Origin of the sequence: Chryseobacterium tongliaonense (assembly GCF_041224435.1) — a bacterium.
GTDB classification, from domain to species: Bacteria; Bacteroidota; Bacteroidia; order Flavobacteriales; family Weeksellaceae; genus Chryseobacterium; species Chryseobacterium tongliaoense.
The window spans coordinates 314,937-329,294 of record NZ_JBGFFD010000003.1 but is presented as its reverse complement, the minus strand read 5'-3'; the positions used below and the strand labels follow the sequence as shown (position 1 = coordinate 329,294).

Below are 14,358 nucleotides of genomic sequence, written 5' to 3'. Positions count from 1 at the left end.
AGGGATGTGTTGTAGCAGCAGGCTCTGTGGTTACAAAATCATTTCCTCCCTATTCCATTATTGGAGGTAATCCTGCTAGGGTAATTAAGAAGAGATTCAATGACGAAGTTATTGAGGAGTTATTACAATTGGACTTTAACAATCTAAATAAAGATTTTATAACAGAAAATATAAATGCTTTTTATAATAAAGATATTAATACTGTTATTCAACAATTGAAAAAAATAAAAACAAATCTGGTTTGACTCTTCTAATTATTTTATGCGTCATTTTATTTTATATAGGTCAGTTAATTGAGCAGTTGCCTTCAAAATTTGTAGCCTATATATTTAATGCTACTTTATTTTTTGTGGTAACATATTGTTTTCTCGATTTTACATACACAGCAGATTGGGATATGTATTATTATTTTTTCAAACATGAGGATGATAAGACAGATCCTATCTTTTATTGGCTTACATTATCTTTTAAGAAACTGTATTTAACCTATACAGATCTTTACAAATTTCATATAGTACTTATTATAAGCCTTTATTATTTCCTTATTTCCAGATTTACTAAAAATATTTTCTTCATCTTTTTAGCATATCTTATTCTTGATAACGTACATCTTGTTAATCAGATTCGTTATTATCTGGGTTTTCCTATTTTGATGACTGGCTTTTATTTTCTTTTTTATCACAAAAAATATCTTTTATCCTTAATTCTTATTACTGTAGCATTATTATGTCATTCAGGGCTTTCGTTTCTTTTGATATGCATACCTGTTTATTATTTTATTCCGGTAAATAAATTTTATAAATATATCATAATTCTATCAGGATTAATTTTCGTTATAGCATTATTCATTTTTAATTCTGCTCTGGGAACAGTTCTGAATCATTTTGGGGATTATTTTGAGAAAGGCAATAAAAGTAGTTTTTTAGGTGGATTATATAACGGAATTCCTTACATACTTTTTACAGTATTTCTGTATATTCAGACAATTTCTCTTATACGTGAGAAACCGGAAATTATAGAAGATCCTCAATTTAAATTTCTTTACAAAATTTCTTTTTTTGCAATGATCTTTATCCCCGGATCATTTATTATCCAGATTATAGGACATAGGTATGTAATGACACTAAGTGTTTTTTGGCTACTTTATTACTATATTTATTTCTTAAAGGATCAGGCCCCAAAAAGAAAATTAACAAGATTTATTTATATTACAGGGATTGTTTTTGTAAGTGGTCTTTTTATTTATATAATTCCCAATTATATATTTGGGAATAGCCATTTTGCTGAAGAGTTTCAGGATATGATTGAATCATCGGACATATTAAAAGGTTTTTTAGAATGATGAAAAAGATTTCTGTCATTATTGTTACCTATAACTCTTTGAAGGATATATTTGATTGTATTAAAAGTATCTACAACTATAATGATATTTCTAAAGAGCAACTTGAAATTATTATTGTGGATAATAGTAAAGCTAATGTTTTTGAGGAAATGAAAATGTTGGTCTCTGAGAAATACTCTGATATTAAATTTATTCATAATGAAAAAAACGGTGGATACGGACAGGGAAATAATATAGGTATAAAAGCAAGCCAATCGGAAACTGTCTGTGTGATTAATCCTGACGTGGTTCTTAAAACAGCTATGTTTTCATCTGTGCTTAACATGTTTCAGAATGACTTAAATTTGGCTGTTATCGGAGGAAAACAAAAAGGTGGAATCAACCTTTCCTTCTGGATACGACCAGAGTATGAATTCTTTCTTTTTACAAGTCCGGTGATGATGTTATTGAACAAGATGAATATCTATATTGAAAGATTTTGTTTTTTATCTGGTGCATTACTTTTTATAGATAAGAAGAAGTTTGAGAAAATTGGTTTTTTTGATGAAAATATATTTCTGTACAGAGAAGAATCAGATATTCAGAAACGTTTTTTAGCAGAAAAATATCGTTCTCGTTTTGAAAAAAAATTCAATTATTTACATTTGATTGATGATAGAAATGGTACGAGTGACTTTTCTTTTATTGAGGAAATGAAGTCTACGAAATATTATATGAAAAAATATTCTTATGATTTTTCTAAATTTTTAGCACAAAGATCTTTCTATACTACTGTAATGATTGGAATCTATTCGATTATAGGAAATAATAAGAAGATCAGGAGTCTTAAAGAAACTCAAAAAAAGCTTAAAAACTTAAGAATAGAATTACTATGATCTTAATAGATGCTGTATTTATTCATACAGGAGGTGGAAAATCTCTTTTAGATTATCTTATTTCTGAGCTTAATAAGACAGATGCTGAAGTGAGCTATCTCTTAGATCTACGGTATAAATCTCAAATGCCGGAAATTAATGGGAATGTAGAGTTTGTAAATGGTTTTTTTAATCGATGTAAATTTTATAATAAAAATAAGAATAAATTCAGTAAAATATTTTGTCTTGGAAATATACCACCTCATTTACCCTTAAAGCACACTCAGGTTTTAATGTATTTACACTCCGCAAGTTATCTTAATACTGGTGTACAAACTACACTAAAGCAAAAGATCACGCAGTATGTTAAAAATAAGATATTTTATGCACTACTGAAAAATTCAAACCTATGGATGGTGCAGACAGGATATATTCAGAAATTATTTCAGAAGAAAGCCGGAATTCCTACTCATAAAATAAAAGTTTTACCTTTTTTCAAGAGTATCGAAAAATCCTCTGAAATAATAAATAAGGAAAAAAACAGTTTTTTTTACCCCGGTACTGCAGAACCTCACAAAAATCATAAAAGATTAATTGATGCTTTTTGTATATTTTATGATCAATATAAAATAGGATATCTTTATCTTACGGTAGAGGAAAGGTTTAAAGAAATATTTGATTATATTAATTTAAAAAAATCTCAATCTTATCCCATCATTAATTTAGGTTATATTTCAAATAAAAAAGATGTTGGAAAAGCTTATTATAAAGCCGAATATCTTGTGTTTCCGTCTTTACTGGAAAGTTTCGGATTGCCCTTGATTGAAGCCCCGGAGTTTAATTGTAAGATTATTGCATCAAAACTTGATTATGTTGCTCAGGTATGTGTTCCATCTTATACTTTTGACCCATACGACGTTCTCAATATGTCTGAAGCTTTTGCAAATGTAGTCCAGCATAATAATTTACCTGAAAGTCATGCAATAGTTCATAATGAAATTAACCAGGTGATTAGCTATATTATAAATGAAAAAAATTAAGCATAACCGAGTAAAACAGATGCTTATAAATATAAACCTGTTTATAAAATAAAATTTAGGTAATGAGAATTTTACATGTTATCACCCGCTCCGATTTAGGAGGTGCCCAATCAGTGGTGCTCAATCTGGCCAATTCTATGTGCCGGGATCATGAAATTACCGTTGTAGCAGGAGAAGATGGCCCTATGTGGGATGCTTTGGATGAGAAAATTAAAAAGATAAAAATACCCGAAATCGTCAGATCAATCTCTCCGGTAAAAGACTTCAGCGCTTTGTTGAAGTTAAAAAAACTCTATGCATCCATAAATCCTGATGTTGTTCATCTTCATTCATCAAAGATAGGAGTGCTGGGAAGGCTGTCATTTCCTAAAAAAAAGATTGTGTATTCTGTCCATGGATTTGACTCTATCCGGCTTGCTTACAGAAAATTTCTTCCATTGGAAAAACTGCTTAAAAATCGGTGTAAAGTTATTGTTCTGGCAAGTAATTATGACAAGCAGAATATCATCAATGAAGGGATTAAAAATAATTTACATATCGTATATAATGGAGTAGACATTCCGGAAGCTGAAGAAGGATTATTCATCAAAGGTGTGGAGAAATACAGGAAAGTAGTCATGTGCATTGCCCGGATTTCACCTCAGAAACGGTTTGAAAGCTATGTTGAAATTGCAAAATTACTTCCTCAGTACGCCTTTGTCTGGATAGGGGCAGATAAAGAATATACGGATCTTCCGGAGAATGTTTTTTGTTTAATGGGATTTCCGAATGCAAAAAGGTATATCCAATTGGCAGATATTTTTGTTCTTCCAACCAACTATGAAGGAATTCCGATTGTTATTGTAGATGCTTTAAGCTATAAAAAACCGGTTGTATCATCAGATGTGGGCGGGATCTCGGAAATTGTATTAAATGACCAAAACGGATATGTTATTGATAATGAAGATGCAGTTTTTGCTGAAAAGATCAGTTATATATTAGAGAATGAAAAGATTTATCAGGAATTTTCCGAAAAATCATCTGAAATTTTTCATAAGAACCTGACCATAGAGACAATGGTAGATCAATATATGGCTATATATAAAATGTAGTATAAGCTAAAAAAAATGAGTATTAATCTCTTTTGTAAAATAAATATTTCATTAAAATTATTATTTTGTAGGATGAAATGATGCTATTGAATCATTTTTTAATATAATTTTTTTTGTTTATCTTCATTTTGAAAAATAAAACGAAAACCATTATAACAAATTAAACAATAAATTTATTGTTACAAAATCTAAAAAAAATGTATTTAGCTATATGAAAAAAGGAAAATAAGTTTAAAAAACGATCTATAAAAGCTTTTGTAGAATTAATATAGCTATAATATATTGTATAAAAAACTTTCTTAAATTCGTAGGAATTTTTTTTATACATTTAAGATAACGAAATGAGAGGTTTTATATCAATCATTTTTATAAACACATTTTGAAGAAAATAAAGTGGAAAACATTTTGACAAAAGCATTTGTGATGATGAAAGAGAATAAGCAGGTTTTTAAAGTGAGTGTACTCACCAAAGTCTGCTTGTTCATTAATGTTAGTGATATCTCATTAAAACTACTTAATGACCGAAAATTTAGGAAAAAATACAAAGCAATTCTGTATGACTCTCATCAATCCCGGATAACAGTTACAGAATATCTTGAAAGATTCAATATCTCTTGCATTGTATTAGAAACGTCCAATATCAATCATTTACACAAGAATCTGGCAAACGAAATCGTTGCAGCAAGAAAAAAAGGAATTGTCGTATATGATGCTCACGAATTTTATGAACATGTAAATAAGAGGATTCCTTTGGTAAGGCTGAAAACCAACGAATATCTGGTGGATGATATTTTTACCATCGGACAGAAGCAGGAAAAATTCAATCTTAAAAGATGTATTGATATCCTTGTGAGCCTCTTATTAATCCCATTTGTGATCCCGTTGATTCTTTTAGGTTTTCTTATGGTAAAGCTCAGCTCACGGGGAAGTGTTCTTTTTTCTCAGGAAAGGGTAGGGAAGAATTCAAAACCATTTACAATCCATAAGATCCGGACAATGGTTTCAAAGCATAGCGGTGACTTTACAACGAAAAACGATATGCGCGTAAACCGCGTAGGTAAATTTCTTCGTATTACTAAAATTGATGAGCTTCCTCAGATCTGGAATATCCTTAAAGGTGATATGAGTCTTATTGGTCCGCGTCCCGAAAGACCACACTTTGTTAAAATATCCAATGAAGAAAACGCAATGTTTGATCTGAGACATTTGATTAAACCTGGTGTAACAGGATGGGCGCAAGTTAATTTGCCCAAGGCAACCCCAAAGGATAATCTTGAGAAACTAGAATATGATTTGTTTTATATAAAAAATTATTCTGTTCTTTTTGATATACTTATTGTTTTTAAGACTATAAAAATTGTTTTCACTTTAAACAGCAACTAAGTTTGAAAAAAAAAATACACATTTTATTTCTGTTTTTTTGTGTTTTTATTTTAAAAGCTCAACAACAAAATTTTTTTCCAATTATAGCCTTCCAAGGAATTCCTGAGGATTTTAATGAGGAATCTAATTTTAAAAAATTAAAAGATGCTGGATTTAATGTCAACCTGAATATGTACTCAAGTTCCCAAAAAGCTATTCAAGCATTGGAGTTGGGACAGAAAATGAATATAAAGATGGTCTTATCGATTCCGGAAATCAAATCAAGACCGGAGGAAGCAGTTAAAATTTTAAAAAACTATTCTTCTTTTTTAGGATATTACATTGAGGATGAACCGAATACTTCTAGATTTGAACCTCTTTCTGATATTGTGAGCCGTTTAAGAAAAGCAGATAGCCAGCATTTTACATATATTAATTTATTTCCTAATTATGCCACTAATGATCAGCTACAAGCAAGTAGCTATAAAAATTATGTAGAGCAATATTTGTCAAAAGTAAAAATTAATTTAGTTTCTTTTGATCATTATTCTGTAGTCAATAATACAGTAAGGCCTGAGTTTTATGAAAACCTTGAAATTATCAGGTCTCAATCTCAAAAGTTTAATAAACCTTTCTGGGGATTTGCTTGCACTGCAATCCATTTTGAATACAGGCAACCTACTTTAGCTTCGCTCAGACTGCAGCAATTCGGTAATATTTTATATGGTGCTCAAGGGATACAATATTATACTTATTGGTCTGTTAATGATTTACATTGGAGACAAAATAATTATTCTTATGCTATTGTGGATGAAAAAGGAAATCCTACACCTACCTACAGCATTGTTAAAACCGTCAATGAACAAATTCAGAAATTAGCATGGATATTCTCTGGAGCAAAATCAGACGCGGTTTATCATATGGGAAATGAAATACCTTCAGGAACTTCAAAGTTGTATTCTGTTCCTAAACAATTTAAAGTCTTTTCAACCTATGGGAAAAATGCTTTGATTTCTTTGATGTCTAAAGGTAAAAATAAATTCATTATTGTTCAGAATAAATCTTTAAATGAAAATTTGAATCTAGATTACCGTTTGCAGATAGCACTTAAAAAAGTAGATAATAATTCAGGCAAATCAAAGCTGCTTTCTGTTTTAAAGAAATATAATGATATTATTTTACCCGGAGATATACTTATTTTTACATATTGAAAAAAAATAATTGATTGTCAAAAAAATTAAGATAAAGAAATTACTTATCAGATATAATTTTATGAAGATAAAAGAAACTCCACTTAAAGACTGTTACATCCTGGAACCTACTGTTTTTGAAGATGAAAGAGGTTATTTTTTTGAAAAGTTCAATGAGAAAAAATTTGAAGAACTGACGGGGATGAACGGTCATTTCGTTCAGGACAATATTTCCAAATCCTCTTATGGCGTTCTGAGAGGGATTCATCTGCAGAAAGGAGAACATGCGCAGGCCAAACTGGTTTCCTGTTTAGAAGGAAAAGTTTGGGATGTGGCAGTAGATCTGAGAGAAGATTCCCCTACATTCGGAAAATGGTTTGGTATCGAGCTTACCGAAGAAAATAAATTACAGTTGTATATCCCGAGAGGCTTTGGTCACGGTTTTTCTGTAATCAGTGATACAGCGGTATTTGCTTATAAATGTGATAATTTTTATAATAAAGAATCTGAAGGAAGCGTGAAATTTAATGATCCTGAACTTCATATAGATTGGAAGATCAGTGAAAGCGAAGCTGTACTTTCGGAAAAAGATCAGAACGCTCCCGGATTTCTCGATAAAGATTTCTAAATACGGATTGAAAAACCACTATCATCAGTGGTTTTTATTTTTTAATGGAAGCTTTTTAATATTTCGTATCTTTGCAAACTCAAAATCAAAAAGATGCGTACAAAATCTGTAGGGAAAAAGAAAATAAACATCGTCACTCTTGGTTGTTCTAAGAATGTGTATGACTCTGAAGTATTAATGAGTCAGCTGAAAGCTAATGGAAAAGAAGTAGTACATGAAGACAAAGGTGATATTGTGGTCATCAATACCTGCGGATTTATTGATAATGCAAAAGAAGAATCTATTAACACAATTCTTGATTATGTAGAAGCTAAAAACAGAGGCGAGGTAGAAAAAGTTTTTGTGACAGGATGCCTTTCTGAAAGATATAAACCGGATTTGATTAAAGAAATTCCGGATGTAGACCAGTATTTCGGAACCAGAGATCTCCCGATTTTGTTAAAGCACCTTGGAGCAGATTATAAACATGAGCTGGTAGGTGAAAGACTTACAACAACTCCAAAACATTATGCTTACCTGAAGATTTCAGAAGGTTGTGACAGACCTTGTTCATTCTGTGCTATCCCTCTGATGCGTGGTACTCACGTTTCAACACCTATCGAAAAATTAGTCAATGAAGCTCAGAAACTGGCTAAGAAAGGAACTAAAGAACTAATTCTGATCGCTCAGGATCTTACCTACTACGGGTTAGACATCTATAAAAAACGTGCTCTTGGAGATTTACTGAAAGAACTGGTAAAAGTTGAAGGTATCGAATGGATCCGTCTTCATTATGCATTTCCAAGCGGATTTCCGGAAGATGTTCTAGATATCATCAGAGAAGAACCTAAAGTTTGTAATTATATTGATATTCCTCTTCAGCATATTAATTCAGATCTGTTGAAATCTATGAAGCGGGGAACCACCCATGAAAAAACTGATGCTCTTTTGGCTAAATTCAGAGAGAAAGTTCCGGATATGGCGATCAGAACAACTTTAATTGTCGGATACCCTGGCGAAACAGAGGAGATATTTCAGGAATTGAAAGACTGGGTAAAAGAACAAAGGTTTGACAGATTAGGATGTTTTACTTATTCTCATGAAGAAAATACTTCGGCATACGTTTTAGAAGATACTATTCCTCAGGAAGTAAAAGAAGCAAGAGTTGAAGAGATTATGGAAATTCAGTCCCAGATTTCCTGGGAAAAAAATCAGGAAAGAATCGGACAGGTTTATAAATGTGTATTTGACAGAAAAGAAGGTAACTATTTTATTGGAAGAACAGAATATGATTCTCCAGATGTAGATAATACCGTACTGGTTTCCGCAGACAATACTTATATTTCGATTGGTGAATTTGCTGAAGTAAAAATCACTTCTGCAGAAGAGTTTGATTTGTATGGCGAATTAATTTAACATATTATCTCTTAGAATAGGGAATTTTTAAGTATTTCTAATTATTAGTATTTTTAAAATATTATATTAATAAAAATTAATGAATTTTAATTTTTAGCTTAAAATAATTAATTGATTGATTGTCAGTTGATTGTATTGTTTTCATTTAAGATGTGTTTGTTTTTTTAAATATAAAGTGTTAATATTAAAAAATTATATCTTAAATTTGCAACATAAATAATTTCTTATTAGTCTAATTGTTTAGAACTCAATTTTGTTATATCAGAATATCATTATATTTTTAATTTATTTTGATATGTAAATAGCATAACTTGGTATTCAGACATTTTAGGCCTGAAAATTATTGGTGAAAAAAAAAAGTAATTTAAAAATCTTTAAAAACTTATGAAAAAATTTTTATTCACAGCGACTATGCTCGTTTGTTTCTCCGCGCTATCTAAGGCTCAGCAAGGACGTGTGGGTGTAAATACAACTACACCTGCGGCTACTTTGGATGTTGTAGCTAATACTGCTGACACTACCAGACCTGACGCGCTATTGGTCCCTCGTATGACAAGAACTCAATTGGCAGCTAAAGATGCTGCTTATGGTAACAGTGGTACAGTTGCAGCTGACAATCAGAATGGTGCAATTGTTTTCGTTACTGATGTTAGTGGTGCTTCTACAACTAAAACTGCAAATGTAACTGCAACAGGATTCTACTACTATGATGGTCCAAGCGCTGTTTGGGTTGCTGTTGGTGGTGGCGGTTCTGCTACTCCTCAGAGATATGAAGGTATCAGAGGAACAGTTACTACTGTAACAACAGCTTCTTATACTGTTCAGCCTACAGATCATTTAGTTGTTACTAACGGATCCGGTACTATTACTATTTCATTGCCTAACCTTACTAATACAGCAGCGGACATAGGTAGAGTTGTTAAAATATTCAATAACAATATTACAGCAACTGGATTGGCATTTGATACTACAAACCTTAGAGGAAATATTGTTGTAAACCAATTCAGAGGAATTGAGTTTGCATGGACTGGAACTTTATGGGTAGCAGCTCAAAAATAATTTAAAAAATACGAAAACAATGAAAAATATTTTATGCCTTTTGGCTATAACAGCCTTTGGTTCTCTTTACAATGCTCAGATAGCAGTAAATAACGGTACTCAAAATACAATTACTAACTCTAACGTTATCTTTGATGGTAGTACGTCTTTCAGTACAGAAGCTGGTGCTGGTCCTAACGTTGGTAAAGGTATTGTTGTTCCCAGTGTTGACTTGGTTAACTTTGAATTTGATCTTACCCTTGCAGACGGTATTACGTTCCCAACTTATTTTGACGGTATGATTGTATATAACAATGCTACCGGTACTACGCTTACAGCTGGTAACAGATCTTCAACTGCAACAGCAGTTACACCGGGATACTATTTCTTCTTCAACCCAACCGGTTCTAGTACAAGTAGTGTTAATCCAGGGGTTTGGAGACCGCTTGGAGGTAGTTCAAGAGTAAATGTTGGAACTACAGAAACTGTTACAAATACTGCTATAAATAATGCTCAGGTATATGCTATCAAAGGTACATTTGCTGCTTCAGGAACTTCTACTGCAGTAAATATCCCTTCTCCTACGGGAATGACGGCCATGTATGCTATTACAATTTACAGAGCAGGTACTAATACAGTATATTCCAGAGAATTGTATTCTTATACTTTAGGTACTTCCGCTGGTAACGCTATTACTGGTTCTCCAAGTATGTCTGTAGTATATCCTGCAGGAACATACGATTATGTATTGGAATATCTTAAATAAAAATTGATTATTTTAATCATATAAAAATAAAAACCAATGGGAATTCTCATTGGTTTTTTTGTACTCGCTACTTTAATTAAAAGAAATTTATACCTCAGTATTAAAGAATATAAATACAATTTTTAATAGGTTGTTATGTTAATGTAGATGAGAGGCATGAAAAGAGATTTAAGTTTGTAATGAATTCGCTTAATGATATATTTTTGAGTAGCGATTGTTTGTACTGATATTTTTTAAAAGTTAATATATTGTTAAAATATTGACTTTCAGTTAGTTTTAAAATACGCTGTAAACAATTATGCTGAAGCTTGTTAATTATGTTAACTTTTATAGCTTTATTTTAACACTTTTTAACAGTGTGCTCTAAAACCCCTATTGGCAGGGACTTACAATATATTTTAACAAATTGTTTTGTTTTTGTTAACTGTTTTTAACAATTCGAGTAGGGACTTTAGAAGATTCCTGATACTTTTGCCCTGTCAAAACCAATAAAATTTCAACATGATGAAAAGATTCATTCTCGTAATCATAATGATGATTTCAACACTTGGTGTTTATTCTTTTACGAATAATACCATGGATGCGAAAAAAACAAGTTATGCATCGTACTACCACGATAAATTTAACGGTAGAAAAACAGCTAGCGGAGAGATCTTTGATAATTCAAAGTTTACTGCTGCAAACAGAACGCTTCCTTTTGGTACAACGATTAAAGTTACCAATCTGAATAATGGAAAAGAGGTTATAGTAAGGATAAATGATAGAGGACCTTTCCATTCATCAAGAGCATTAGATATGTCTAAAGCCGCGTTCGACGAAATCGGAAATATCAGTCATGGTACAATTCCGATTGAATATGAAATTGTCGATTAAATTTATGATTTAAATTAAAAAAAAGCCAACTGATTCAGTTGGCTTTTTTATTGGGATTAAACATTCAATTCGAGCAAAGCAGGACAATGGTCTGAATGCATGGCTTCTTTTAAGATAACAGCTCTGGAAAGCTTATCCTTTAAAGCATATGATGTAAAATTATAATCAAGCCTCCAGCCTTTATTATTAGCCCTTGCATTCTGTCTGTAGCTCCACCATGTATAATTGTCCGGTTCGTTATTAAAAAACCTGAAACTGTCTATCAGTTCGCATTCTTCGATGAAATTGGTCATCCATTCCCTTTCCATAGGTAAAAAGCCTGAAACGTTCTTTAAACGGACAGGATCATGGATATCAATCGCCTGATGACAGATATTGAAATCTCCGGAGATAACGAGATTCGGAATTTCTTTTTTTAAATTCTTAATGTAGGCCAGAAAGTCATGGCAAAACTGCATTTTAAAACCCAGTCTTTCAATATTGGACGCAGAGGGAACATATACTGAAATGACGGAGTAGCCATCGAAATCGGCACGAATGATTCTTCCTTCGTTATCATAGCTTTCAATTCCACAGCCGTACTCTACATGAAGAGGCTTGGTTTTTGAGGCAATTCCGACCCCACTGTAACCTTTTCTCACGGCTGAATGCCAATAACTATGATAACCTGATTTTTCAAGACTTTCAATATCAATCTGGTCGTTTCCCGCTTTGCTCTCCTGAATGCAGATGATATCCGGATCAGCCGTCTTCAGCCAGCCCATAAAATCTTTTGTAAAGGCAGCCCGGATTCCGTTGACATTATAAGTGATTAACCTCATGAGTTATGTATAAATATTTTAAAGTGTTCGTTGTATTTTGATGGAATAAATTCTATGATATCATAATCCGCTATCTGATGGATATGAAAAGGATCCTCCTTAATGATCTCTTCAACTTCCTGCTTTGAACCGGCATTCACCAGGATAATTCCTCCCGTTCTGGGCTCTTTCCTGCCTGAGGCGATAAAATTCCCAAGGCTGAAATATTTTTCAAGGAAATTATTGTGTTCCGGAATAAAGCGTTCTACCTTTTCCAGAGAAGTGATATAAGTAAGCGAAATAATGAACATTGTTTTTTTGCTAAGATAGGAACTCTTGGAGACTATTAAAAGAGACCGGAAAAAAAGAAGCGGAAAAAATCAATTGATTTTTTCCGCCTTAAACCCAAAATTAAATAAACTATGAAAAAAAACTACTTGGGTTCTAAAATGCTGATAGGAATAATACATTCTTCAAGTGAAATTCCGCCATGTTGGTAGGTTTCTTTATAGTAATTTACAAAGTGATTATAATTCTTAGGATAAGCCAGGAAAATATTATTCTTGGCAAAAATATATTTGGAACTTAAATTTCCTTTTGGTAAAAATAATTTTTCGGGATTAGTAATCGCCCAAACATCACTGTCATCATACGTTAAGCTTTTACCGGTTTTATAGCGGATATTGGTAGATGTTTCTCTGTCACCCACAACCTTGCTCGGTTTTTTAACGTAAACGGTTCCGTGATCAGTCGTAATTACCAATTTAAACCCGTTTTCAGCAGCTATTTTAATGATTTTCAATAACGAAGAATTTTCAAACCAGTTTAAGGTCAGGGATCTGAATGTTTTATCATCACGGATCAGCTGATCTACAATATGATTATCAGTTTTGGCGTGTGAAAGGATATCGATAAAGTTGTAAACAATAACTAATAAATCATTGTTTTTGTGCTGATTGAAATCATCATAGATTTTTCTTTCAAAATCTGCATTCAGTACTTTTAGATATTTCATCGATTTAGAGCCTAAACCGATTCTTTTCATCTGGTCTTCAAGAAAATCACGCTCGTATTCATTTTTATTTCCTTCCTCATTGTCATTAAACCATTTATCCGGGAAACGTTTCTCAATCTCAGACGGCATTAAGCCTGCAAAGAAAGAGTTTCTTGCATATTGGGTTGCCGTAGGAAGGATGCTGTAATAATAATCTTCCGAAACTTTATTGTAATACTTTGTAAACAGAGGTTCAATCACTTTCCATTGATCATATCGGAGATTGTCAACCATTAATAAAAGAACCTTATCTTTTTCAACTTCAGCTTTCACTTTTTCCTTGAAAAGGGTATGGCTCATAATCGGTTTATCAGGACCGCTTAACCAGTCTTCGTAATTGTTTTCAATGAATTTTGCGAACTGTATGTTGGCTTCCTCTTTCTGAGATTGAAGAAGGTCGGCAAATTCATTATCTGCAACCTTATCAAACTTAATTTCCCAGTTCACAATTTTCTTATAATATTCAGCCCATTCCTGGTACGATCTTAAATAAGAAAGTTCCATAGAAAGGTTTCTGAATTCCTGTTGATATTGTAAAATGGTTTTTTGCTCAACAAGATCATCCTGCTGGAGGTTTTTCTTTAATGAAAGCAAAATCTGGTTCGGGTTGACAGGCTTTAAAATGTAATCCGCAATCTGTGAGCCGATGGCTTCCTCCATAATATGTTCCTCCTCACTTTTAGTTACCATAACGATCTTTAAAGAGCTGTCTTTTTCTTTGATCATAGGAATGGCTTCGAGACCGGAAATTCCCGGCATATTTTCATCGATAAGCGTTAGTGCAAATTTTTCAGAATCTATTAATTCCAATGCCTCATTCACGTTGTTAACAGGGGTTACCTGATAACCTTTTTTTTCTAAGAATACGATATGAGGTTTAAGTAAATCTATTTCATCATCTATCCATAGTATCTTTTCCGACATA

The 14,358-nt window shown here is 32.3% G+C and carries 14 protein-coding genes and 1 pseudogene; 12 read left to right on the top strand and 3 right to left on the bottom strand.

Going from position 1 to position 14,358, the window contains the following annotated elements; genetic code table 11:
• Positions 1-2: 2 nt before the first annotated feature.
• The 12 genes and pseudogenes from AB8P06_RS20670 to AB8P06_RS08980 form a co-directional block, all read left to right on the top strand.
• Positions 3-132: pseudogene (locus AB8P06_RS20670) on the top strand (chloramphenicol acetyltransferase); the annotation flags it as partial.
• Positions 133-241: 109 nt separating this feature from the next.
• Positions 242-1,342 (top strand): EpsG family protein, encoded by a 1,101-nt coding sequence (locus tag AB8P06_RS09030; RefSeq protein ID WP_369840662.1) that lies wholly within the window; start codon positions 242-244, stop codon positions 1,340-1,342.
• Positions 1,339-2,217 (top strand): glycosyltransferase, encoded by an 879-nt coding sequence (locus AB8P06_RS09025; protein WP_369840660.1) that lies wholly within the window; start codon positions 1,339-1,341, stop codon positions 2,215-2,217. Before AB8P06_RS09030 ends, AB8P06_RS09025 begins: the two co-directional genes overlap by 4 nt.
• Positions 2,214-3,236 carry a glycosyltransferase gene (locus AB8P06_RS09020; RefSeq protein ID WP_369840658.1) on the top strand — a complete coding sequence of 341 codons (1,023 nt, stop codon included), beginning with the start codon at positions 2,214-2,216 and terminating at the stop codon, positions 3,234-3,236. The genes AB8P06_RS09025 and AB8P06_RS09020 overlap by 4 nt, the downstream gene beginning before the upstream one ends.
• 62 nt (positions 3,237-3,298) lie before the next feature.
• Positions 3,299-4,327: a glycosyltransferase gene (locus AB8P06_RS09015; protein ID WP_369840656.1), complete on the top strand. Its 1,029-nt coding sequence runs from the start codon at positions 3,299-3,301 to the stop codon at positions 4,325-4,327.
• A gap of 393 nt (positions 4,328-4,720) precedes the next feature.
• Positions 4,721-5,710, top strand: coding sequence for a sugar transferase (locus AB8P06_RS09010; protein ID WP_369840654.1), 990 nt, complete (start codon positions 4,721-4,723; stop codon positions 5,708-5,710).
• 2 nt (positions 5,711-5,712) lie between these two features.
• On the top strand, positions 5,713-6,900 hold the full coding sequence (locus AB8P06_RS09005) for a hypothetical protein (protein WP_369840652.1): 1,188 nt from the start codon (positions 5,713-5,715) through the stop codon (positions 6,898-6,900).
• A gap of 61 nt (positions 6,901-6,961) precedes the next feature.
• On the top strand, positions 6,962-7,507 hold the full coding sequence (gene rfbC / locus AB8P06_RS09000) for a dTDP-4-dehydrorhamnose 3,5-epimerase (protein ID WP_369840650.1): 546 nt from the start codon (positions 6,962-6,964) through the stop codon (positions 7,505-7,507).
• A gap of 93 nt (positions 7,508-7,600) precedes the next feature.
• Entirely contained in the window at positions 7,601-8,902 is a 1,302-nt protein-coding gene (rimO, locus tag AB8P06_RS08995) for a 30S ribosomal protein S12 methylthiotransferase RimO (RefSeq protein ID WP_369840648.1), read from the top strand.
• A gap of 384 nt (positions 8,903-9,286) precedes the next feature.
• Positions 9,287-9,961, top strand: a complete 675-nt coding sequence (locus AB8P06_RS08990; RefSeq protein WP_502064273.1) for a phage tail-like protein — start codon at positions 9,287-9,289, stop codon at positions 9,959-9,961.
• Between the two features lie 40 nt (positions 9,962-10,001).
• A complete protein-coding gene (locus AB8P06_RS08985; RefSeq protein WP_369840644.1) occupies positions 10,002-10,706 on the top strand; it encodes a hypothetical protein in 705 nt (234 codons plus the stop codon).
• A 501-nt stretch (positions 10,707-11,207) separates the two neighbouring features.
• Positions 11,208-11,579: a septal ring lytic transglycosylase RlpA family protein gene (locus tag AB8P06_RS08980; RefSeq protein ID WP_369840642.1), complete on the top strand. Its 372-nt coding sequence runs from the start codon at positions 11,208-11,210 to the stop codon at positions 11,577-11,579.
• 56 nt (positions 11,580-11,635) lie between these two features.
• On the opposite strand, the gene AB8P06_RS08975 is transcribed toward AB8P06_RS08980, so the two are convergent.
• The 3 genes from AB8P06_RS08975 to porX form a co-directional block, all read right to left on the bottom strand.
• Positions 11,636-12,400, bottom strand: a complete 765-nt coding sequence (locus tag AB8P06_RS08975; protein WP_369840639.1) for an exodeoxyribonuclease III — start codon at positions 12,398-12,400, stop codon at positions 11,636-11,638.
• Positions 12,397-12,690, bottom strand: coding sequence for a YciI family protein (locus AB8P06_RS08970; RefSeq protein WP_369840637.1), 294 nt, complete (start codon positions 12,688-12,690; stop codon positions 12,397-12,399). The genes AB8P06_RS08975 and AB8P06_RS08970 overlap by 4 nt, the downstream gene beginning before the upstream one ends.
• A gap of 122 nt (positions 12,691-12,812) precedes the next feature.
• The gene (porX, locus tag AB8P06_RS08965; protein ID WP_369840635.1) at positions 12,813-14,357 is read right to left on the bottom strand and encodes a T9SS response regulator signal transducer PorX; all 1,545 of its coding nucleotides are present in this window, start codon (positions 14,355-14,357) and stop codon (positions 12,813-12,815) included.
• Position 14,358: the final 1 nt, after the last annotated feature.

Coding starts and splice junctions, on each gene's coding strand:
- AB8P06_RS09020 (WP_369840658.1), top strand. CDS start 2,214: ATGATCTTAATAGATGCTGTATTTATTCATACAGGAGGTGGAAAATCT.
- AB8P06_RS08990 (WP_502064273.1), top strand. CDS start 9,287: ATGAAAAAATTTTTATTCACAGCGACTATGCTCGTTTGTTTCTCCGCG.
- rimO (WP_369840648.1), top strand. CDS start 7,601: ATGCGTACAAAATCTGTAGGGAAAAAGAAAATAAACATCGTCACTCTT.
- AB8P06_RS08980 (WP_369840642.1), top strand. CDS start 11,208: ATGATGAAAAGATTCATTCTCGTAATCATAATGATGATTTCAACACTT.
- porX (WP_369840635.1), bottom strand. CDS start 14,357: ATGTCGGAAAAGATACTATGGATAGATGATGAAATAGATTTACTTAAA.
- AB8P06_RS09025 (WP_369840660.1), top strand. CDS start 1,339: ATGATGAAAAAGATTTCTGTCATTATTGTTACCTATAACTCTTTGAAG.
- rfbC (WP_369840650.1), top strand. CDS start 6,962: ATGAAGATAAAAGAAACTCCACTTAAAGACTGTTACATCCTGGAACCT.
- AB8P06_RS08975 (WP_369840639.1), bottom strand. CDS start 12,400: ATGAGGTTAATCACTTATAATGTCAACGGAATCCGGGCTGCCTTTACA.
- AB8P06_RS09015 (WP_369840656.1), top strand. CDS start 3,299: ATGAGAATTTTACATGTTATCACCCGCTCCGATTTAGGAGGTGCCCAA.
- AB8P06_RS08970 (WP_369840637.1), bottom strand. CDS start 12,690: ATGTTCATTATTTCGCTTACTTATATCACTTCTCTGGAAAAGGTAGAA.